The sequence below is a fragment of the Anaerobacillus sp. QJM3NY_32 genome, from assembly GCF_056173645.1.
The window spans coordinates 2474289-2496979 of record NZ_CM149684.1; the positions used below are offsets into that span (position 1 = coordinate 2474289).

25 protein-coding genes are annotated in these 22691 nt (G+C 40.3%); 1 reads left to right on the top strand and 24 read right to left on the bottom strand.

All coding sequences use genetic code 11. The features are described from left to right. Positions 1–10: 10 nt before the first annotated feature. From AC0VYH_RS12985 to aroC, 11 genes are all read right to left on the bottom strand, one after another. Positions 11–1117 (bottom strand): prephenate dehydrogenase, encoded by a 1107-nt coding sequence (locus AC0VYH_RS12985; RefSeq protein ID WP_430243068.1) that lies wholly within the window; start codon positions 1115–1117, stop codon positions 11–13. Then, entirely contained in the window at positions 1114–2217 is a 1104-nt protein-coding gene (hisC, locus tag AC0VYH_RS12990; protein WP_430243070.1) for a histidinol-phosphate transaminase, read from the bottom strand. Before hisC ends, AC0VYH_RS12985 begins: the two co-directional genes overlap by 4 nt. Before the next feature lie 9 nt (positions 2218–2226). Continuing rightward, a complete protein-coding gene (gene trpA, locus AC0VYH_RS12995) occupies positions 2227–3054 on the bottom strand; it encodes a tryptophan synthase subunit alpha (RefSeq protein WP_194221919.1) in 828 nt (275 codons plus the stop codon). Further along, the gene (gene trpB / locus AC0VYH_RS13000; protein ID WP_475372613.1) at positions 3047–4234 is read right to left on the bottom strand and encodes a tryptophan synthase subunit beta; all 1188 of its coding nucleotides are present in this window, start codon (positions 4232–4234) and stop codon (positions 3047–3049) included. The genes trpA and trpB overlap by 8 nt, the downstream gene beginning before the upstream one ends. A gap of 2 nt (positions 4235–4236) precedes the next feature. Continuing rightward, positions 4237–4875 (bottom strand): phosphoribosylanthranilate isomerase, encoded by a 639-nt coding sequence (locus AC0VYH_RS13005; RefSeq protein WP_194221921.1) that lies wholly within the window; start codon positions 4873–4875, stop codon positions 4237–4239. After that, the gene (trpC, locus tag AC0VYH_RS13010; RefSeq protein WP_430243074.1) at positions 4862–5632 is read right to left on the bottom strand and encodes an indole-3-glycerol phosphate synthase TrpC; all 771 of its coding nucleotides are present in this window, start codon (positions 5630–5632) and stop codon (positions 4862–4864) included. Before trpC ends, AC0VYH_RS13005 begins: the two co-directional genes overlap by 14 nt. After that, positions 5625–6650 carry an anthranilate phosphoribosyltransferase gene (trpD, locus tag AC0VYH_RS13015; RefSeq protein ID WP_475372614.1) on the bottom strand — a complete coding sequence of 342 codons (1026 nt, stop codon included), beginning with the start codon at positions 6648–6650 and terminating at the stop codon, positions 5625–5627. Before trpD ends, trpC begins: the two co-directional genes overlap by 8 nt. Then, positions 6643–8094: an anthranilate synthase component I gene (gene trpE / locus AC0VYH_RS13020; RefSeq protein ID WP_242057404.1), complete on the bottom strand. Its 1452-nt coding sequence runs from the start codon at positions 8092–8094 to the stop codon at positions 6643–6645. The genes trpD and trpE overlap by 8 nt, the downstream gene beginning before the upstream one ends. 340 nt (positions 8095–8434) lie before the next feature. Next, positions 8435–8797 (bottom strand): chorismate mutase, encoded by a 363-nt coding sequence (gene aroH, locus AC0VYH_RS13025; RefSeq protein ID WP_430246211.1) that lies wholly within the window; start codon positions 8795–8797, stop codon positions 8435–8437. Next, the gene (gene aroB, locus AC0VYH_RS13030; RefSeq protein WP_430246209.1) at positions 8794–9870 is read right to left on the bottom strand and encodes a 3-dehydroquinate synthase; all 1077 of its coding nucleotides are present in this window, start codon (positions 9868–9870) and stop codon (positions 8794–8796) included. The genes aroH and aroB overlap by 4 nt, the downstream gene beginning before the upstream one ends. A gap of 2 nt (positions 9871–9872) precedes the next feature. Then, positions 9873–11045: a chorismate synthase gene (aroC, locus tag AC0VYH_RS13035; protein ID WP_194221926.1), complete on the bottom strand. Its 1173-nt coding sequence runs from the start codon at positions 11043–11045 to the stop codon at positions 9873–9875. 280 nt (positions 11046–11325) lie between these two features. On the opposite strand from aroC, the gene AC0VYH_RS13040 reads away from it, so the two are divergent. Beyond that, positions 11326–12744, top strand: a complete 1419-nt coding sequence (locus AC0VYH_RS13040) for an amidase (protein WP_475372615.1) — start codon at positions 11326–11328, stop codon at positions 12742–12744. Positions 12745–12824: 80 nt separating this feature from the next. Here the strand turns inward: AC0VYH_RS13040 and ndk are convergent, their stop codons facing one another. The 13 genes from ndk to plsY all read right to left on the bottom strand — a co-directional run bounded on the left by ndk (position 12825) and on the right by plsY (position 22690). Beyond that, positions 12825–13268: a nucleoside-diphosphate kinase gene (gene ndk / locus AC0VYH_RS13045; RefSeq protein ID WP_194221928.1), complete on the bottom strand. Its 444-nt coding sequence runs from the start codon at positions 13266–13268 to the stop codon at positions 12825–12827. 103 nt (positions 13269–13371) lie between these two features. Beyond that, positions 13372–14340 carry a heptaprenyl diphosphate synthase component II gene (hepT, locus tag AC0VYH_RS13050; protein WP_430246204.1) on the bottom strand — a complete coding sequence of 323 codons (969 nt, stop codon included), beginning with the start codon at positions 14338–14340 and terminating at the stop codon, positions 13372–13374. A gap of 42 nt (positions 14341–14382) precedes the next feature. Beyond that, a complete protein-coding gene (locus AC0VYH_RS13055; protein ID WP_430246202.1) occupies positions 14383–15096 on the bottom strand; it encodes a demethylmenaquinone methyltransferase in 714 nt (237 codons plus the stop codon). 3 nt (positions 15097–15099) lie between these two features. Further along, the gene (locus tag AC0VYH_RS13060; RefSeq protein ID WP_430246200.1) at positions 15100–15927 is read right to left on the bottom strand and encodes a heptaprenyl diphosphate synthase component 1; all 828 of its coding nucleotides are present in this window, start codon (positions 15925–15927) and stop codon (positions 15100–15102) included. A 213-nt stretch (positions 15928–16140) separates the two neighbouring features. Then, positions 16141–16362 carry a trp RNA-binding attenuation protein MtrB gene (gene mtrB, locus AC0VYH_RS13065; protein WP_098443979.1) on the bottom strand — a complete coding sequence of 74 codons (222 nt, stop codon included), beginning with the start codon at positions 16360–16362 and terminating at the stop codon, positions 16141–16143. A 23-nt stretch (positions 16363–16385) separates the two neighbouring features. Then, a complete protein-coding gene (gene folE, locus AC0VYH_RS13070; RefSeq protein ID WP_194221932.1) occupies positions 16386–16952 on the bottom strand; it encodes a GTP cyclohydrolase I FolE in 567 nt (188 codons plus the stop codon). A 118-nt stretch (positions 16953–17070) separates the two neighbouring features. Beyond that, entirely contained in the window at positions 17071–17343 is a 273-nt protein-coding gene (locus AC0VYH_RS13075; RefSeq protein ID WP_048309232.1) for an HU family DNA-binding protein, read from the bottom strand. 390 nt (positions 17344–17733) lie between these two features. Next, positions 17734–19212, bottom strand: coding sequence for a stage IV sporulation protein A (gene spoIVA / locus AC0VYH_RS13080; RefSeq protein ID WP_194221933.1), 1479 nt, complete (start codon positions 19210–19212; stop codon positions 17734–17736). A 220-nt stretch (positions 19213–19432) separates the two neighbouring features. Further along, complete coding sequence (locus AC0VYH_RS13085; protein ID WP_194221934.1) at positions 19433–20152, bottom strand: hypothetical protein; 720 nt, start codon at positions 20150–20152, stop codon at positions 19433–19435. 32 nt (positions 20153–20184) lie between these two features. After that, positions 20185–20382 carry a DUF2768 domain-containing protein gene (locus AC0VYH_RS13090; protein ID WP_194221935.1) on the bottom strand — a complete coding sequence of 66 codons (198 nt, stop codon included), beginning with the start codon at positions 20380–20382 and terminating at the stop codon, positions 20185–20187. Positions 20383–20701: 319 nt separating this feature from the next. Next, a complete protein-coding gene (locus tag AC0VYH_RS13095) occupies positions 20702–20953 on the bottom strand; it encodes a stage VI sporulation protein F (protein WP_194221936.1) in 252 nt (83 codons plus the stop codon). Positions 20954–21022: 69 nt separating this feature from the next. Further along, positions 21023–22078 carry an NAD(P)H-dependent glycerol-3-phosphate dehydrogenase gene (locus AC0VYH_RS13100; protein WP_475365381.1) on the bottom strand — a complete coding sequence of 352 codons (1056 nt, stop codon included), beginning with the start codon at positions 22076–22078 and terminating at the stop codon, positions 21023–21025. A gap of 12 nt (positions 22079–22090) precedes the next feature. Then, positions 22091–22690: a glycerol-3-phosphate 1-O-acyltransferase PlsY gene (plsY, locus tag AC0VYH_RS13105; RefSeq protein WP_283154049.1), complete on the bottom strand. Its 600-nt coding sequence runs from the start codon at positions 22688–22690 to the stop codon at positions 22091–22093. Position 22691 lies beyond the last annotated feature (1 nt).

A 22691-nucleotide genomic window follows, 5' to 3' on the forward strand; every position in this document is an offset into this window, starting at 1 on the left:
CACTTACTCCTTATTTATCATCTACATACGTATCGAAGTCATGATCAAGGACCACTTTTGCATTGTCACGGTCTTTTTCTGAGCGAAAACTCACTCTAAGAACACCCATAATATCTTCTCGTGTCTCGATGATTCGAATATTTGTTATTGAAATTTCTTCAGTTGCAAGTTTTTGTGTAACGCTAGCGATGACACCAGGCTGGTCTTGAACGTCGAGAAACAAATCATAAAAAGCAGGGATAGCTCCTCTAGATCGAACAGGTAACCCATCTCGAAAGTCCTTAGCGTCTGAGAAGTAATCGTAAATACGATCTCCGTCTTCTTTTTTAATATAACCTTGAATTCGATCTAACTCGAGCTTCAAGTCTTCAGTCATCTGCAGTAAGACAGATTTGTTTCTTAGAAGAATATCACGCCACATCACAGGACTAGCTGATGCTATACGGGTAATATCCCGAAACCCTCCTGCCGCAAACCTCGCTACATTATAGCTCTGATTATTATTTCGATCACTAACAAAGTTAACCAGACTTGCTGCTAATATGTGAGGGAAATGACTAATTAATCCTACTAAATAATCGTGCTCTTCAGCGTCTAATTCAACAAATGTAGCATTAGTTGAACTTAGTAATGCTATTAGAGCATCTAATTTTGATTTGTTGACCGATTCATCAGGTGTCAAAATATAAAAAGCATTCTCAAACAAATGTGATTTTGCTGCTGTTACGCCGGTTTTGTGAGAACCAGCCATTGGGTGACCACCGATAAAGGTAACGGAAGGACTTAAGATTTTTTTAGCATGAGTTACAATCGAATGCTTCGTGCTACCCACGTCAGAAATAATCACATTGCTCTTCAAATTGATTTTGGCTAATTGTTCTAAAATTTGTTCTGTTTGAACAACCGGGGCAGCAATCATAATAAAATCAGCGGTTTGAACGGCTTCTTCAAGCGAAGAAGCCGTTTGATCTACAACCCGAAGTGCCATAGCTAGATCCAACTGATTCTGGTTTACATCATACCCCGTAATGACAGCATCGTGATGCCCTGCTTTTATGGCTAGAGCAATTGACCCTCCTATTAATCCAAGGCCAATAACCGCAACATGTTTACTCATGACTGTTCCTTTCTCTTTTCATCAAGAAATTGAGAAAGACAGCTAATGATTTCTTTGTTTTGCTCCTCTGATCCAACTGTTATTCTAGCTGAAGTTGGAAAACCAAGCGCAGAACCAGAACGGACGATGTATCCTTGTTTCATCAAGTATTCAAACACTTCGTCTGCAGGTATACCAAAATCAATTAATACAAAGTTCCCTTGAGAAGGATAAATGGATAAATCGTATTGCTCACAAAAAGCATAATAAAGCTCTCTGCCTTTTTCATTTTCTATTCGACACATATCAATAAACTGCTGATCCTTGAGAGCAGCAATTGCCGCAGCTTGCGCCACACGTGAAGTGTTAAACGGCTCTCGTGAAGGTTCAATTGAGGCGATTACTTCCGGGTTAGCTACTCCATAACCGACGCGAAGAGCAGCAATCCCATATGCTTTAGAAAACGTTCGTAAAACTACAAGGTTTTTATACTCTGAGAGCGCTGATAGCGTATCAGGAAAATTCTTCGCAGTAACATATTCTTTGTAAGCCTCATCCATGACAACTAGAACGTGATCTGGAACCTTTTTCAAAAATGAAAATAGTTCTTCTTCTGGAATATGCTCTCCTGTAGGGTTATTTGGTGAACACACCCAAATGATGCGCGTATTCTCATCAATGGCTTTTAGCATCTCTTCTAGTTGATGCTTTCCTTCAGTCAGTGGAACCTCACGAATTTCTGCATCTTCAATAACTGCGTTATGGCGATATTGCGGAAAAGTTGGTGTAGCCATCACTGTATTAGTTCCTTTTTCAAGATAAGTTCTGCAAAGGATTTGAACGACTTCGTCTGATCCATTACCGAAAACAAGCTGATCTTCATTTACATTAAGATGCTTTGCTACCTCAGTCCGAAGAGAAGCTGCATAGCCATCTGGATAAATGTGTAATTGCGACAGTTCCTTTTCAATGGCTTCTTTCACTGTTTGGGAGGAACCATATGGATTCTCGTTTGAAGCGAGTTTAATTACTTGTTTGAGACCAAGCTCTTTTTTTACTTCCTCAATTGGCTTACCTGGCTTGTAAGGGGTTAACCCTTTCATTTGTCTTTTTGGAATCATGCCTGCACCTCACGAATGGATTTTCACTTTCCCATATGGAGAAATCAAATTTCGTACATATGCCCGAATTTGATCTATCCCTTCTTTCTGGGATGCTTCTTTCTTCAACACTTCCACTTGTTCCTCAACTTGACGAATAATCGCACTACCAACAATAACGCCATCACAGTGCTCTTTTAGCTTTTCAACTTGTTCAGGAGCCGAGACTCCAAAGCCAACCGCAACTGGAATCATACTATGCTCTTTCACTCGATCGAGAAATGTAAAGACTGAGGAATGAAAGTCAGTCCTCGTTCCCGTAACACCGAGTGACGAGACGCAATAAAGAAATCCAGTAGCTTCTTTCGAAATGGCCTGCAGTCTTTTATCTGAAGTTGTTGGCGCAACAAGAGAAATCAGCGCAGTCTCATTAGCATTGCAACTTTCTCTCCACTCTTCACTTTCTTCAAAAGGAAGATCTGGAACTAATAGTCCGTCAATATCATTTTCTCGCACTAAAGCGAAGAAGCGTTCTTCTCCTAATTGTAACAAAAGATTGTAATAAGTAAATATCACAACTGGAATTTCAAGTCCTTTTTCTCGCATTTGTTTCACGAGACCCATCGCTTTCTCAAGGCTCATTCCGTGTTCTAATGCACGTAGTGACGCACGCTGAATCACTGGACCATCTGCTAGAGGATCAGAATATGGAATACCGAGTTCAATTGCATTAGCTCCTTCTTCTTGAAGCATCAATGCTAAATTAATAGTCGTTTCTTCTGTTGGATCACCAGCTACAACAAAAGGTATGAATAGATCGTTTCGTCCATCTACATGTTTCTCAAATCGTTTATTCATTAACGTCACCTCCAAGATGTTCCATTATCGTGTGCACATCCTTATCTCCTCTTCCTGAGAGGCATACAAGAATAACTTCATTTTCGTTCATGTCTGGCGCTTGCTTAATTGCTTCAGATAGCGCATGAGCACTTTCAATCGCCGGAATGATACCTTCCTCTTCAGATAGAACTTTTAATGCATCAAGTGCTTCATTATCAGTAATTCCTGTATATGTCACGCGACCCGTTTCATTTAAATAGGCATGCTCAGGTCCAATTCCAGGATAATCGAGTCCGGCAGAAATTGAATGTGGCTCTTGAATTTGTCCCGTTTCGTTTTGCAATAAGTAAGTAATTGAGCCATGAATAACACCGAGACGACCTTCAGAGAGCGTTGCGGCGTGTTCTCCAGTATGAATTCCCTTACCGGCAGCTTCTACGCCAATCAAGCGAACATCATCTTTAAGAAATGGATAGAACATGCCCATTGCATTACTACCACCTCCAACACAAGCGATTACCTTATCGGGTAATACTTCCATTTGTTCGCGTGATTCATCACCGATCACGCGCTGGAAATCCCTTACCATTTTCGGGTAAGGATGCGGGCCAACTACAGAACCAATTAAATAGAACGTATCTTCCACATTTGCTACCCAGTACCGAATCGCTTCATTCGTCGCATCTTTTAATGTTTTGCTACCAGAAGAGACTGGGACAACTTCAGCACCGAGAAGCTTCATTCTGAACACATTCAATTCCTGACGTCTAATATCCTCTTCTCCCATAAACACTTTACATTCTAATCCAAATCGAGCGGCTACAGTTGCAGCTGCAACACCATGCTGGCCAGCACCTGTTTCAGCAACAATTTTTTCTTTCCCCATACGAACGGCAAGAAGAGCCTGTCCAATTGCATTATTTAATTTATGTGCCCCTGTATGGTTAAGATCTTCACGCTTCAAATAAATTTGTGCCCCGCCAAGTCTTTTTGACAAGTTTTCTGCATGTGTAATCGGCGTTGGTCGACCTGAATATTTTTTCAGTTCCTGATGAAAACTCGTCATAAATTGTTCGTCTGCCATTGCTTCGTTTAGCGATTGTTCTAATTCTTCTAACGCATACATCGCTGTTTCCGGAACATATTTACCGCCGTATCTTCCATATCTACCGCGTTGATCAGGTACAGTTGTTGACATTGTTATCCCAGCCTTTCGATTATGGTGTTCATTTTCGTTTTATCTTTCCTATCATCGGTTTCGATTCCACTTGATACATCTATTCCATCTGGATGGTAGCTTATCAATTCTTGAACATTATCTGGCTTTACTCCACCTGCTACAAATAAAGGCACCCTTTGCTCAGCCGCTTCAGCCTGATATGACGGGATAGAATCCCAATCAAATCGTTTTCCGGTTCCTCCCCATTGTCCAGGTAGTTTGGTGTCAACGATATATCCATCAGCGATACCTTCGTACCGTTTCATTTCATCTAGAGATCTTTTGCCATGATGAATCACTTTCCAAATCGTTTTCCCTGTCATTTGTTTAATCTTGGCCGCGAAAGCTGGTGTTTCATTACCATGGAGTTGGAGAATATCAAGCGGTACTTCACTTACCGTTTGCGCTAACTCTTCTAATTCCGGGTTCACAAACACCCCTACAATTTTCGTATCATTCAGCGGTGGATAATCACTTAACCAACCTTTAACTTGTTCATCCGTAACGCGACGTACGCTATTTGCAAAAATAAATCCTGCATATGGGACACCGCTCACTCTTACGCTCTCCCAATCCTCTAACGAGCGATTACCGCACAGCTTAAGTTCAGGCTTTCTCATGAACTGTTTCACCAAACAAATGCTTAATTCCCTTTTCATAAGTACCATCTCTCATAAGGGCCTCACCTACTAGTACGGCTTTCGCTCCCGCACTTTTCACGTCTTTAATATCCTCGTAAGTTGATATGCCGCTTTCGCTAATCATCAATGTTGACTGAGGAATATACTGGCTGAGTGAGTGTGTTTGTTTAGTAGACGTTTCAAATGTTGCGAGATTCCGATTGTTAATTCCTATGACTTCTGGAGTAAAGTGATCAGTAAGCGCTTCAAGCTCTTCTTTGGAATGTACTTCAACAAGGCATTCTAATCCTAAATTTGAAGCATAATCATAAAATTCCTTGGTCTTTGTTGCGCCAAGCGCTCGCACAATTAATAGAATAGCATCTGCACCAATACGTTTACTCTCTTCAATTTGTCTTTTATCAATAATAAAGTCTTTCCGTAAAACCGGTAAAGACACGTGCTTTTTAACTTCTATTAGGAAGGAATTTGCCCCCATAAAGAATGACTCATCCGTTAAAACAGAAATGGCATCCGCTCCTGCTTTTTCATAAGCTTTAGCTACTTCTACAGGATCAAAGTTGGCGTTGATAATACCTTTTGAAGGAGAGGCTTTTTTTACTTCTGCAATCAATCCTAATTCATGGGTTGGCTTACGCAAACTTCCTACAAATGAAACATTTGTCACTTTTTCATCATCCGGCATAATAAACCGTTCCATCTCTTCGTGCTTCACTTTTATAATTTGATCAAGCATGAACATTCAACTCCTTGTTTGCGCTTAATGCATTTAGTTGCTTTCGACCAGTTCCATTCGTAATGGCTTCTTTAGCCATCTGCACACCTTCTTTAATAGTTGAACACGCTCCTGCAAGGTAGAGAGCTGCTCCAGCATTATAGAGAACAATTCCAGTGCTAGCTTCATTTCCTTCATCGTTAAAAATTCGTTCAATTAAACTCGCACTTTCTTTTGAAGTGTTGACCACTAAATCCTGAGCGTTACCTGTTGATAGACCAACTTCTTCTGGTGTGCGGCGATAAGTCATGATCTCACCATTTCTTAATTCGACAAAATCAGTGTAAGTTGAAATAGAACACTCATCGATTCCTTCCCCACCAGTCACCAGTAAAGCGCGTTTTGTTCCTAGACGCTTTAATGCTTTCGCCATTTTCAATGCTTTGTCATGACTATAAACACCAATTAGCTGTGACTGACTACCGGCTGGATTTGCTAGCGGCCCCAGGCTATTAAAAACCGTTCTAAAACCAATCGCTTTTCGAGCACTTACAGCGTGCTTCATAGCTACATGGTAATTCGGAGCAAATAGGAAACACATGTTTCTTTCCTTCAGAGTTGCAACAGCTTCGCTACGACTTGATTGTGTAGGGATACCGAGCTCATCAAGAACATCTGCGCTACCACTCTTAGAGGAAACAGCTTTATTACCGTGTTTCGCAACTTTGACACCCAGACTAGATACGAGTATGGCTGAAGCAGTTGAAATATTGAAGGTAGAGTGGCCGTCCCCTCCTGTACCACAAGTATCGATTAGCGGCAGTCCGCCATGATCAAGCTGAACAACATGGTTTCGAAGGGAGCGAACAAACCCAGTCAATTCATCAACCGTTTCTCCCCTCATTTGGAGAATGGTTAGGAAGCTAGCAATTTGTGCATCATTCGCTCTTCCTTCCATAATAACATCCATGACCTGTTCTGCTATGGATTCAGCCAGCGTGTGCCCCTCCATCATTCTGCTTAATTGTTCTTTAAACATTTAGCTGCTCCTCCTTTTTGTCGAAAATGGCTTCCGCTACCTGAATCGCTTTAATAAGAGCACTCGCCTTATTTCGCGTCTCTTCCCATTCGCTCTCAGGTACGGAATCAGCTACGATCCCTGCTCCTGCTTGCACGTATGCTGTACCGTCTTTGATCACCATTGTTCGAATGGCGATACATGAATCAACATTGCCATCAAATCCTATATATCCAATAGCTCCTGAATAAATGGATCGCGAAGTTGGTTCAAGCTCGTTCAATATTTGCATCGCCCTTACTTTTGGCGCACCAGAAACTGTACCTGCAGGAAAGGAGGCTACTACCGCATCTAAACTAGTAAATCGAGGTGCCAAAACACCTGTTACTTTAGAAATAATGTGCATCACATGAGAGAAGCGTCCAATGTCCATTAACTGTGGTACTGAAACACTTCCGTATTCCGCTACTCTCCCAACGTCATTTCTTGCAAGATCGACGAGCATATAGTGTTCTGCTCGTTCCTTCTCATCTTCAAGCAACTCTTCAGCGAGCTCATTATCTTCTTGAGCTGTTTTTCCACGTTTTCTCGTCCCTGCTATTGGATCGATCTCAATTTTCCCATCTTGTACCTGAACTAATTTCTCAGGTGAACTACCGATGATTTCTACATCGTTCATTTTTAAATAAAACATATATGGTGATGGGTTAATAACTCGGAGAACTCGATAAAGATCTAATCCTCCAATGGTGACATCTTTTTCAAACCTTTGAGATAATACCGCCTGGAAGACATCCCCTTCTTCAATATAAGATTTTATTTTATTAACATCATTTAAAAATTGCTGCTTTTCATAGTTCGATTTAATTTCAGAGAAATCCACCTCATGTGAAGCATCTTCAGGAAGAAGCATCACTTCACCTTGATTAGGCTTTGATGCAAGAGAGACAAGTTCTTCCATAATCGAAAAAGCATCGGTATAAACTCGTTCAACATCTAAAGCCTCTTTTACCCTGGCGTGATGACAAACTGTTAATCGCTTTAAATGATGATCATAGATTAATAAATTCTCACAAACCATAAAATGAACTAACGGCATATCTTCGTCCCGGTCAGGATGAACTGGAATCTTGTCAAATTGACTAACGGCATCATAGCCAATATAGCCAACAGCTCCACCATAAAAAGGGAAGTCGTGATCTGGTAGCTTAGGATTTAAATATTCAAATAGCGCTTTTACTCCTGACTGGAAATCATTTCGTTGAAGGATTCTATTCCCATCCACATCATTAACAGAGAAAACACCTTTTTGTTCAACCAGGGAATAGACTGGATCTACTCCTATAAATGAATAGCGTGACCAGCTTGACTCTTGATCACTACTCTCTAATAGAAAGCTTGCTCGTTTACCTATATTTTGAAAAATCTGAATGGGTGTTGTCGTATCAAGGAAATACGACTTCATTAATGGGATCATCCCGTAAGTTTCGGAATCCCTTTGAAAAGAAGAATAATTTGAAGTCAACTTTCTCACCTCTCCATTGTTAGTCATGGAGAATGGAAAAGCTGAGTAATCCGAGGATAAAAATGTGGTATAACAAAGAACAGACTGTAATTGTCTGAATGTTACCAATATCGAAAAAGGGTATAATAAACCCCCCTAATAACCTCAGGGGGTGTATAAACGTATCCCTCTAAGCTCTCCTCAACTCAACTATCCTATTCTCTGCTCTCTCAACTCGTAATACCTAATCGTGCCTCTGCTCTAAAACTTATTTCTATCCTAGTATGATGAATCTCATTTGTCAACTCGCAAGATCTGGACGAAGTGACACAGCTTTCCCTAAGTAAATGTGATTAATTTCATCCTGGTCAATTGTAGTATTCACCGTCATTAACAGTCGAATACACATCGGTAACGCTCCTTGAACAGGGATTTCTGATGAGCAAAGCAACGGAACGTTAGACCACCCTTTAAATGCTCGAACTGCTTCTGCAGGGAATACAGCATCTAAATCCCCAGTCATCGTAAACTGAATGGACGCCACCATAGCAGGATCTATTTTATTATGTTCGATTAGTTGTTCTAGTAATGTCGTCGTTGCATGAATAATTTCATCTTTTTCATTAAGGTTAACTGTCGTTGCTCCTCTAATCCCGCGAATCAATGTGCTCCACTCCCTTCCATACTAGCTCGAAGCAGTTCAAGGGCAGATTCATCGTCTATCATCACCTTAACAGGCTGACCGATCTTCTTTAATAAAACAAATTGTAATGTTTTGTTTTCCGCTTTTTTGTCTTTCTTCATCCGGCCAACTAATTGGTGAATACTAAGCTCATTCGGAACTACAGTAGGAAGACCGATATCTTGAAACCATTTCGTTATTTCATCCATACGAAACGTTGTTTGAAAATATTCCTCACTTAATTTGAGGGCATAGATCATTCCGATAGCAACCGCTTCTCCGTGTGTCATTTTTCCATATCCAAGCTCTGATTCAATCGCGTGACCTAGTGTATGACCAAAATTCAAGTAAGCTCTGATTCCTTGTTCGCGCTCATCTTCCTTCACAATTGCGCCTTTGACACTAATACCCTTCTTGATAATGAATTGAAGCTCTTCATCTGTGTATTCCTGAACTTTCTTTCCTCTATCCATTAGCCATTGTAAAAACGATTCATCATGTATGAGCGCATGCTTGATCACTTCACTAAATCCTGAACGCCATTCGCGATCTGGAAGGGTTCTTAGACACTCCGTATCAAAAATAACGGCTGACGGCTGATGAAAGGCACCAATTAAATTCTTACCTACTTCATGGTTAATTCCTGTTTTCCCACCAACGCTTGAGTCATGAGCTAGTAACGTAGTTGGAATCTGAATAAATTCAATTCCTCTCATGTATGTAGCGGCAGCAAAGCCGGCTAGATCACCTACTACCCCACCACCAAGAGCGATGATGCAGGCTTTTCGATCCAACTCAGCTTTAAGTAATGCCGTCATTACCTCATGGTACATAGCGAAAGATTTCGATTCTTCTCCAGAAGGAACAACGAAAGTCCGGATATTCTCATGTCCTTGAATTGAAGATAAATATTTTGCTTCAACTGCTTCATCTGTAATAATGAAAAAACTTGAATAAGAAGCGTAATCAATCAGATCTCTCCATTTGTTTCGAATCCCAGTTCCAATATGAACAGAATAACATCCCCCATTTGTATCAATCGTTATACTGTCCATCCTTAAAACTCCCGGCTATATGTCCTGAAGCGTTCAAGCGCATCTGCAATTTCTTCAATACGATCATGACCAAACTTATCAAGAATTGAACACGCTACTTCCCATGCGACAACATTCTCAGCAACAACGCTTGCGGCTGGAACCGCACAGCTATCAGATCGTTCTATACTCGCTTGGAATGGCTCTTTTGAATCGATATCTACACTTTGCAGTGGTTTGTATAATGTTGGAATAGGTTTCATAACCCCTTTCACAACGATAGGCATACCGGTTGTCATACCACCTTCAAAACCACCAAGGCGATTAGTTTTACGTGTGTATCCCTCTTCCTCAGACCATTGAATTTCATCATGGACTTCACTTCCAGGAATTTTTGCTGCATCAAAACCTATTCCAAATTCAACACCTTTGAATGCATTAATACTCATAACAGCTCCAGCAATTTTCGAATCAAGCTTTCGATCATAGTGAACATGACTTCCAAGACCTACAGGCAATCCTTCTACGATAACTTCGACGATTCCACCAATTGAGTCGCCATTTTTCTTTGCATCATCAATTGCTTCCATCATTTTCTGACCAGCTACTTCATCAAGACTTCGAACAGGCGATTCTTCTGAAACACGCTGAATTTCTTCAAGAGACATACCACCATCGTATTGACTCTCAATTCCTCCAATCATGCGCACGTGCCCAGCCACCTTAATACCAAGTGTCTTAAGTAGTTTTTTAGCTACAGCTCCAGCAGCAACTCTTACTGTTGTTTCTCTAGCAGATGATCGTTCTAACACGTTTCTCATATCTCGATGATTGTATTTAATAGCGCCGTTTAAATCTGCATGACCAGGTCGCGGACGTGAGATTTGACGCTTCATGTTTTCTTCTTGTTCTTTTGTTAATGGTTCAGCACCCATGTAATTTTTCCAATGTGTCCAGTCTTTATTTTCTACGACAAGTGCAACTGGAGCACCAGTTGATTTCGCGTGACGAACACCACTTAGAATTTGAACCTGATCCTTCTCAATTTGCATACGGCGACCTCTCCCGTATCCAAGTTGGCGCCTCGCAAGTTCTGTATTAATATCTTCTGCTACTAGCTCAAGACCAGAAGGAAGTCCTTCAAGTATTGTCGTTAGCTGTGGTCCGTGTGATTCTCCTGCTGTTAAGTATCTCATCTCTATCTCCTCCATTTTGCTTTGGCGCTTTTACGTACTACTATATCACACCATCTAAAATTCGTGTAATTATTTTTAACTTTTTCAATAATGGTTGGGCATATCCTAACATAATTCAACTAAAAAAACACAATTTTTTTATTCTTCCTCTCTGTTAAGACCCCCTATTTACTACTACTGTTAACCACGTTATGTTTATGGTTAAAAGCGATACTTGATTGCCTCATGAGCCATATTTCGTTACAGTTGACGGTATAGTTTAACTTAAGGAAGTGTACAGATGGAAATTACAAACCTAACCGCTCAATCCATGGCCAAAAAAATAATGACAAAAGAACTTTCACCTGTTGAAGTAGTGCAAAGTCATCTTGAACGAATAAAACAATTAAATCCTAAATTCAACTTATTTATCACTATTTTCGAAGAAGAAGCTTTAAAAGAAGCAAAAGGAGCTGAGGAAGAGCTGATGAAAAGTGGTGTGCGTGGTCCTTTACACGGAATCCCAATCGCCCTTAAAGACCTCACCCCCGTAACTGGTCGCCTTACTACCTTTGGCTCTCCAATCTTTAAAGATCACATTGCCCAATCAGAACCAACGATAGTTAAAAGGATTCGTGATGCTGGTGCAATCATCATTGGAAAAACGAACACTCCTGAATTTGGACATAAAGGTACGACAGATAACCTTTTAGCTGGGCCAGCAAAAAATCCGTGGGATTCATCTAGAACGGCCGGTGGCTCTAGTGGTGGATCTGCTGCTGCAGTAGCAAGCAAATGCGTTCCGTTGGCAGAGGGAAGTGACGGTGGCGGATCGATTCGAATTCCTTCGAGTCTTAATGGCATTATCGGCCTCAAACCAACATTTGGCCGCATTCCATTCGATAGTTCACCGATCAATCGCTTCGGAACCACACAGCCTTTTGTACATTATGGTCCAATGGCGAGATCTACCGAAGACGCGGCATTACTTCTATCGGTTATGGAAGGTTACGAACCAAATGACCCTTACTCTGTTCCAGTACCAGAAAGTAACCTACAACAAGAAATGCAACTGGGAGTGAAAGGAAAGAAATTTGCCTATACAGAGGATTTCGGGTTATACCCGTATGACCCAATTATTCTAGGCCCAATTGAAGAAGCTATTTCCATATTACGTGATCAAGGGGCTATAGTAGAAAAAATTCCCTTCCAATTTGAGATGAAATTAGAAGAATTAATTTCTTTCTTTAATAAAATGTGGTTTGCGGGGTTAGCGTCTGCTTACGGATCCCTTTACGACCGTTTCCCATCTCAATTTAGCTCATCTGTCTCTGACATGATTGAAGCAGGCAGAAAGCTCAGTGCAGTAGAATTGAGAGAAACTGAAATGAAGAGAACACAAGTGTGGAACATCATCCAAAAAGAACTTAATCGTTTTGATGCCATACTCTCTCCTGTAGTTGGGGTAACCGCTTTTTCACACCAGATCGAAGGACCGGATCGTATTAACGGAAAAGCATCCGCCCCTATCTCTGACTGGATGATGACACAGCTTTATAATTGTACCGGGCACCCGGCTATATCAATACCCGTTGGTTTAGCACATTCCGGCTTACCAGTAGGTCTTCAAGCGGCATCTAAGAAATTTAACGATAGTTTATTGCTTCGAATTGCCCATACTATTGAAATCGAAAAAGGTTTCCAATTTCCAAACTTATAACTCAAGATTTCATGTAATAAAAGAATCCGGACTAGTTGTCCGGATTCTTTATATAAGCGCTTTCATTTTGTTGTAAAAAATCAAACCCACTTTGAGATCGTTTTCGCATACTCATTTAGTTCATTTTCATTAAAAAATAAAGCGATTTCTCTTTCAGCACTTTCTGGAGAATCTGAACCGTGAATGACATTCATACTTACTTGCACTCCATGGTCACCACGTATCGTTCCTGGACTTGCATCTTTCGGATTGGTTGCCCCCATCATTGTACGTGCTGTTGAGATGACGTTCTCACCTTCCCAAACCATCGCAAAGACAGGACCTGATGTAATGAAATCTACTAGTTCGCCGAAGAATGGACGCTCTTTATGTTCGCCATAGTGAGTTTCTGCAAGGTCTTTTGAAACCGTCATCAATTTTGCTCCCACTAAATTAAAGCCTTTATTCTCGAAGCGTGATACAATCCCACCAATTAAATTACGTTGAACCCCGTCAGGTTTTACCATTAGAAATGTTTTCTCCACAAAAATCTCCTCACTTTCAACACTTTATATGTATAGGGCAGAAAGCATTTTTCTGCCCTTCAAAATTCTATCAAATATTCGCAAAAATAACAACATTTCCTTTTTAATGTTTCCGTTTGCCTATATATTCTGCGATTTGTCTAAGTGAGGTTCTAGCAGAATGCGAAGGTAATTGATCCAATTCATGAAACGCCTTTTGAAGATAGCGATCACTAATGTCCCGTGCGTGCTCAATACCTCCAGAAGACTTTACAATGCTTATGACTTGATTGACTTGCTCCTGAGAAGCATAGAGTTCTTCTGAGAACACATTCATGATTTCTTCCTTGTTACCTTGATTCATGGCATAAAGCACCGGTAACGTAATATTCCCCTGTAATAAATCGCCACCAGCGGGCTTTCCAAGCTGCTTAACCGTTCCTGTGTAGTCCAAAATATCATCCGTGATTTGATAGGACATTCCTACGTAATAACCGAACTTTTTAAGATGAAGCTGTTCTGCTTTCGAAGCACCTGCTGCTACCGCACCAAGTTCACAAGAGGTAGCAATAAGTAGAGCGGTTTTCCGCTTGATTCTCCGAAAATAATCTCGTACATTTTGATTCCAGTTAAATTGATCACGAATTTGTTCAATTTCACCTATGCTCATCTCAAGAATCGCAGTAGATAAAATGGTATTGGCAGCTGGTTCTTTCAATTCTGTAACGAGCTCAATCGCTCGTGCAAAAATATAGTCACCAGTATACATCGCCACACGATTATCCCATTTGGCTTTAATCGTTTTAGCCCCTCTTCTCATTTCTGCATCATCGATCACATCGTCATGTACGAGAGAAGCCATATGAATAAGTTCAAGTGCCACTGCCACATTCTTCATAAGTGGCAAATTATAATCCCCGAATTTACCTGAGAGCAAAACGAAAACAGGACGGATTCGTTTCCCTCCAGCTTTTAATAGGTGGTTAGAAGCATCCCGGAGAACAGGATGGTGAGCATCTACCGTTTGCTCCAGTTCGGATTCAATAAAAGATAAATCTTTTTTTAAAGAAGCGTATATCGTTTTTAATTTCATGAGATCCACCTTACTGATTTTCACAAAATATCTGTTCTCTTTTTATGGTTTGATTGGCTTAAATCCTCTATGCATCGCTGCAACACCACCTGAGTATGGCTTTATGTCTACACGGCTAAATCCATTTTGAAAGAAAAGATGCTTTAATTCATCGCGTCCAGGGAATGTGCTTGCTGATTCCTGTAACCATGAATACTCTTCGTAACTCTTCGCAAAAACTTTACCTAGCACCGGCATTACGTGTTTAAAGTAACCATAATATACCTGTCTGAATACTGGAATCGTTGGTTGACTTGTCTCTAGACAAACCACCTGACCACCCGGTTTTACTACCCGAAACATTTCTTTAATAACTTGATTGTAATCCGGTACATTACGGAGTCCAAAGCCAATTGTCACATAGTCAAAGGAATTATCTTCAAAAGGGAGATTCATCGCATTTCCATGAAGAAGTGTAACATTATCTTTTTTCTTTTCCTTGACTTTCACTTGACCTACTTCAAGCATATTTTCGCTAAAATCAAGTCCAATTGCCGTTCCGCTTTTACCGACGGCATCTGCCATAGCCAGTGTCCAGTCTGCAGTACCACAGCAAACGTCTAAAGCTGTTGTTCCCTTCTGAACGTCCATCAGTCGCATTGTATCTTTACGCCATGCTTTATGACGTTGAAAACTAATCACAGAATTCATGACATCATATCGCTTTGATATGGTTTGAAATACGTCGTGAACGCGTTCTTCTTTAGATGAAGCCATTCTTTATCCCTCTTCCGCCATTTTCTTTTCCTGTATGCCCAGTAAACCCCAATTATATTCAAATCGCTTCTGAAACAGATGATGAAGCTCTGAATGGTTATGAAGTAGCTGATCCATCTCTTTCTTCGCATGTGAAATATAAGAGTCCAGTACAATTTTCACTTTAGAAACTTGATTGGTTGTAAGCTTCGCATCTTTAACCGATAGAAGCGTAGCAGCAATCTTATAAAGGACATCGGACCCAGATTGAATGAGCCCCTTCTTACGTTCAACTAGAAGACGGTTCATATAAAAATAGTGAGTTCCAAAATTGCTCCAGTTATTTAAACCATAATGTTCAGCAACTTTCCGAACTAATATAGACTCAATCGTCTTTATGTTATCAAAGACAGATTCAATTGATGTATAGTCCGTTTGATAAAAAGCCATCTTTGCCTCATTTATTTCCTGAATGGCCTCTGAAAGAGTACGAATCAGACCATTATCTCCCCACTTAGAAAGAATATGATAATACATGCTACTAAAATAGTCACCAGCAAGCACCGTTAGCTGACGATTTTTTCGTTCACTTTCGTTCTCAATATTATCGAGTGAGATTAATTCATGCGTATCAAGTGCAATCTGCACAAGCATGATGGACAGGAGCGTATCCTGCTTTCTTTTATGTTCGAGCTTCGCTTGTTCTAATATGCCATAGAACACATATAGCTTCTCTTCATCAATAACTGGAAAATCAATAAATCGAAGCAAATATGAATGGGATAGGCGAGACTGAAGCATGTCTCGAACTCCTGCTATTTTTTTATGTGTACTTTCTTTCGGATTTGTCATATCCCATACCCCTTACATGTCTTCCAATTAGAAAAGTGAGCCAGCCGCGTCTTTTTGCGAAAGCTTACGTTTTCCATATACTTTATTTTGTCGGTTTTTTCATTGTTAAAGTATAAATTATGTATTCATTCCTAGTATAGCACAATAACCCTCTAGCTAAAACGAACGGCTAAGGTTTTGAAATGAAAGAAAAGCAGGTTATAATGTCCTGCTTTACTCTTCCGTACTTATTTCACCATGTTCTGTTTGAATGACAGCTTTTCCTCTCACCTTAACCGCAGATGTATGCTCCGTGAATTGAGCAATCATAACTTCGCCTTTATCTAGTTTCTCTGAATGATGAAATCTTGTATCAGATCCACGCGTCAACCCAATAACGTTCACACCATTTTCAAGTGCTTTAATTACAAAAAAATCGTTGCTATCACTCTTCATATCGATCACTCCGCTTAAAAGGATTAGCCCTTGATCAAACCAAGTACTTCAGATCGTGCAGCAGCGTCATTTTCAAACACGCCTCTTACTGCTGATGTAACGGTTGATGAACCAGGCTTCTTAACGCCTCTCATAGTCATACACATGTGTTCTGCCTCAACTACGACCATAACACCATGTGGATCTAATGTATCTACCATCGAATTTGCTATCGTAGATGTAATTCGCTCTTGAAGCTGTGGACGTTTCGTTACAGATTCAACAGCTCTTGCTAGCTTACTAAGTCCTGTTACCTTCCCGCCTTTTGGAATATAGGCAACATGCGCTTTTCCGAAGAAAGGAACAAGATGGTGCTCGCAAGTTGAGTAAAAAGGTATATCTTTAACTAGAACAAGCTCCTCGTGGTCTTCTCCAAAAATAGTCTGAAAATGCTCTTTTGGATCTTGATGCAGCCCCTGAAAGATTTCTTCGTACATTCTTGCTACACGTTTTGGAGTATCCAACAATCCTTCACGCTCAGGATCTTCACCGATCGCTTCAAGGATCATTTTCACTGCTTCTTGTATTTTTTCATGATTAACTTCGTACATTGTTCTTACTCCTCCATTCAGGGCCTTTATTACCTATCAAGATTCTAGCACATGGAGAAAAAGTTAGCAAAAAAGAAGAGCCGCAGAATGTGCGACTCTTCTTGGCCCTATGTATTTCTTACTTCACTGCATCCTTAAGGGCTTTACCAGGTTTAAATGCAGGAACCTTACTTGCAGCGATTTCGATTTCTTCGCCAGTTTGAGGGTTACGCCCTTTACGAGCAGAACGCTCACGGACTTCAAAGTTACCAAAACCAATTAGTTGAACTTTGTCACCCTCTTGCAAGGATTGCATAATGTTATCAAAAACTGAGTCAACAGCTTTTGTCGCTTCTTTTTTAGAAAGCTCTGCAGATTCTGCAACAGCATTGATTAGATCTGTCTTGTTCATTCTGTTCACCTCCTCTCAAGAGAGATGGATAAATACATTCATTTACTTAATGACCAATATTTATACGTTGCAATGCACGTTTAGTACGTTTGCAAGCCCTATATTATACGAAGATGCGAAAGAATTCAATACGTTTAGCTCGATTTCAACGATTTTTCAATGTTTTTTACCTATTATCTGCTAAATGAGCGTTTTGTAAACGCTCTAAAGGTGACTTTTCTATTGTCTGTTAATTCAAGCAATTCAACACTTTAGATGGACAAATGTTAGATATACTCAAGAGTTGCTAACTCAGCATAACAACTCACTAAAATAGATAATACCCCTATTCTCGGTTTTTCTAAACCACTTAACGTAAAAAACCGACTCCAGGTATTGGAGTCGGTTTTGTTATAATATAATCGCAATTAAACCGCCGGATCCTTCGTTAATAATGCGTTCGAGCGTTTCTTTTAATTTATAACGAGCATTTTCAGGCATTAAACCAAGTTTTGCCTGAATCCCCTCTCTCACGATAGAATTCAGGGAACGACCGAAAATATCTGAATTCCATATTGAAAGCGGATCTTCTTCAAAATCTTGCATTAAATAACGAACAAGCTCTTCGCTCTGCTTTTCCGTTCCAATGATAGGTGCGAACTCCGATTCTACGTCTACTTTAATCATATGAATAGATGGGGCAACTGCTTTCAACCTGACACCAAACCTTGACCCTTGACGAATGATTTCAGGCTCATCGAGGCTCATATCTTCAATCGCTGGCGCTGCAATACCATAGCCAGTTTGTTTAACCATCCGAAGAGCGTCTGAGACGTGATCATACTCAGCTTTTGCAAATGCAAACTCCTGCATAAGTTGGAGGAGATGATCCTTTCCTCGAATTTCAACACCAACAACCTCTTTTAGAATTTGATCGTATAAATCTTCTGGAGCATAAAGATCAATTTCCGCTATTCCTTGCCCCATTTCAATTCCTGCTAAACGAGCATCCTGAATAAATTCAAATTCCTCAAACTGACCTACGACACGATCAACATCCCTTAGACGCTTAATATCTTTCACAGTCTCTCTAACGGATTCTTCATAACTCTGTCGCAACCAATGATCTTGGTGGAGAACCATTACCCAACTTGGTAAGTTCACATTAACTTCTAGAACTGGAAATTCGTAAAGCACTTCTCTCATGACATTGTTAATATCATGCTCCGTCATAGTCTCTACGCTAAGAGAAATAACAGGAATATCATATTTATTACAAAGGTCTCCTCTTAATGCCTCCGTTTGTGGATGGTGTGGGTGGGCAGAATTGACAATCATAATAAATGGCTTACCTACTTCTTTTAATTCCTCCACGACTCTTTCCTCAGATTCAAGGTAGTCGTGTCTTGGGATCTCCCCAATGGATCCATCAGTCGTTATCACGACGCCAAGCGTGGAATGTTCTTGAATTACTTTTCTTGTACCAATTTCAGCTGCTTCTTGAAACGGTATCGGCTCTTCATACCATGGTGTATTGATCATTCTTGGCCCATCTTCATCTTCGTATCCCTTAGCACCAGGCACTGCATATCCGACGCAATCGACAAGTCTAACATTAACATCAAGACCATCTTCCACATGAATTTGAACGGCGTGATTTGGTACAAATTTAGGCTCAGTCGTCATAATGGTACGGCCAGCAGAACTTTGGGGTAGTTCATCCAGTGCCCTCGTTCGATCAGAATCACTTTCCATATTGGGCAGGACGATTAGTTCCATGAACTTTTTAATAAATGTTGATTTCCCTGTTCGAACAGAACCTACGACTCCAAGGTATATATCTCCCCCTGTACGCTCTGCGATATCTTTGAAGATATCTACTCTCTCCACGTGATCGCCTCCTGAATTCCGCCTCATTGGACGAAATGATTCACTCCAGACCGCAGACTTTCTTGAACACTACCATTCTATGATGTTGTCCAATAAATATGACAGTTCACAGTAAAAGGATTTGATGCTTTAAGTAAACTTTTCGTCCTCTATTGAATAAGCCCATAAAAAAGTCCCTCCTCTTTTTAATAGTTGTATTGCTAAAGAGGAGGGAAAATACCTATTTCACTAAAAAAACAGCTTTATCATTTTCAATTGTATACGCAACAGAAGCAACAGGAACATAAAACGAATTGTCTGCTAACAAATCTCGGATATCATCGCCCTTTTCATAGCTGTGATCTGGATTACTTTCGATTGCCTTCGTAAGGTCGCTAGAGTAATTAATATGTACATCACCTTTTTCATCTAAGAAAAATGGAAGTTGCTCATTTGTAAATGGACTTTTAACAGTCGGCTCTTCATCCATCCCCATCGCATCATAATCGATGGAATACCGGTCTTTTGCAAGAACATCTTTGAATGGTGGATAGTTCTTTTTCCTTCTATAATCATTAATACGTAGCTGAAGATCTTTTACTTTTTCAATAGTGACTAAATCAATTAATCTTACTGTAGGCTCTTCTTCTACATGGATAAGTACATATTGAAATACCCCACCACTTTCAAATGAATTCCCAGGTGCTTGCTGTAAGAAAGCGGGCACTAATTTCTTGAAGTCAACTGGATACTTCTGATAGATTGGTGTTTCCTGATCTCTTGTTTTGATAGGAAGAATGGACTTATTTTCTTGGAATTGCTCTACTGCTGTTTGAACAGATTGAATTTGGTCTGTATAAGGAATTTGATTCTCGTTTTTTTGACTCTCTGGATACAGGCATCCTGACAGTAGAGTAACAAGGCATGTCCATAATACAGCTTTAGTAGCTAAACGTTTCATTACACTCATTCCTTAGTTAGAAATTTACTCATTTAGTTAGTAGGTCCAGTAAACACGACGAGAAGCATGAGCACCCCCGCAACGAACATACACATATATGCAAAAGTTGACACAAGCACTCGGAAAATACCTTTAAGCTTCGTGCGACTTAACATGATCGCCATAACCGCTATAAACATTAGTCCTAGTGCCGAAAGTGCTACCCACATCTTAATTAACGCTGGTGACATTTTAATCCCCCTAATATGACAAATCTAGTTTGCACTGCCCACCATTATATCAAATCTTTACTCCATTTACCTCTAAAGGTTTCAACAATTCAATGGTTCTACTTAATTAAAGCTCTTCAAAACATTCCAGCGTACTTCATTTAAAAGGTAACGCTTCCATAAATGACAAATAAAAAGCTGAAGAAAGGGGCTTTTCTTCAGCTTTGACTATTCTAATTTCTTAAAGAAGTATGCTTCTGCACATTGATGGTTCATTATTAGTATATGGTCTTACATCGAAGGCGGTATCGTTGATTAGCCTAAGTTTCTACTAATTTCTTTATTTTTGACTGAAAATTTTTGCAATAGCAGACAAATCGAACGGCATATTCTTATTTACGATTGCCTTTACGATTCGATCTTCTTTTTCTTTTGTGACATTTACGTTAGCAACGCGTGCAACATTCGCAATTAATTTACGCACTGTTTTCTCATCAGTAAAATCTGCTCCCTGAACGGAATTAGCTAACTTAAAAATGTCTTCCTTTTTCACATTGGTTTTCTTTTCTATGTTATCGAACAGATCGCTCACGCAGTTTCCTCCTTACCATTAACGTTCAACATAGTGTATGCAAGGAGGAATACTTCGTGCTTCGCCTATTTAGAGTTCTTTTGGATTCAATTCAAAACGGTCCGCAAGCAATGACGTTAGATCTTCTGTTTCATGAGTTCGAAGCCTACCCATCAGTTGATCTACACCATCTTTCGCATCTTTGTTATTAAATAGCACTTCAAATAACACAGATGTTATAGGCATTTCTACGTTCTGTTTTTGTGCAAGATAATAAGCAGCCTTCGTAGTCCGAACACCTTCTACTACCATCCCCATATTTTCGAGAACCTCATCTAGATTATTTCCTTTTCCGAGAAGATTTCCGGCTCTCCAGTTACGACTATGTACACTTGTACACGTAACTACAAGGTCACCTATACCTGTCAATCCCATAAAGGTAAGTGGATTTGCACCCATAGCTGCACCAAGGCGAGCAATTTCAGCTAAGCCTCTTGTGATGAGGGCAGCTTTCGCATTATCACCATAGCCGAGGCCATCAGATAAACCTGCCCCTAGAGCAATGATATTCTTTAATGCACCACCAAGCTCAACACCAATGATGTCATGATTGGTATATACTCTAAAATTCGAGTTAATGAAAAGATCCTGAACATACTCAGCTTGAGTCATTGATTTAGAAGAGGCCGTTACTGTCGTCGGGTGACGAAGACTCACTTCTTCTGCATGACTCGGCCCAGATAAAACGACAACCGATTTTCTTAAATCCTCTGGGATTTCTTCTTCAATTACCTCTGAAATACGCTTGGATGTTTCTGGTTCAATTCCCTTACTAGCATGAATGAGCGTAACCGGTGTTGATAGGTATGTCTTAAGTTCAGGAAGAACCTCTCTAAGCGCTTTAGTTGGTGTAACCAGTAAGATAGCTTCAGCCTCTTTCACGCTCTCTTCAAGGGAACTGGTAGCCCTAATCCCCTCAGGTAATTCTATACCAGGAAGGTACTTCTCATTCGTATGCTTCTCATTCACTTCATTTGCAAGATCTGTTCTTCTTGCCCATAATGTCACATCATGTTGATTATCTGCTAGTACAATTGCAAGGGCTGTCCCCCAGCTCCCTGCACCTACAACTGATATTTTCGCCATTGAACTTCCTCCTTACTGCTCGACCTTTTGACCGAGCTTGCTTTCAGTACCAGAGAACAGTCGCTTTACATTTGTTCGATGTCTCCAGACAGAAAGAATCGCTAGAATCGTCCCTAACAAAATATATGAAGCTGGATTCCCTCCAAGTAAGAAAATAAACGCTGGAGTTAATACTACAAAAATCAATGAACCAAGAGAAACAAATCTCGTTACTACAATAGCAATAATAGCGATGATACCAGCATAAAGTGCTGGAAAAAACGCAATTGTTGCGAATACTCCTATCGTAGTAGCAACGCCTTTCCCTCCGCGGAATCCAAAAAAGATTGGCCAGTTATGACCTAAGATAGCACAAATTCCCGCAAGGAAAGGAACGATTGGTTCACTAGTGAACCAATACCCTAACCAGACGGCAAGTATGCCTTTTATTACATCAAGTGCAAGAACAGCAATCGCTGGGCCAGTCCCTAGCACTCGAAGTGTATTTGTCGCTCCTGCATTGCCACTTCCGTGATCTCTAATATCTATTTTCTTCACGACTTTTGCAATTAAATAACTAAAACTAATTGATCCTAGCAAGTAAGCAGCAATGCAAATCAGGATCGCGATCATC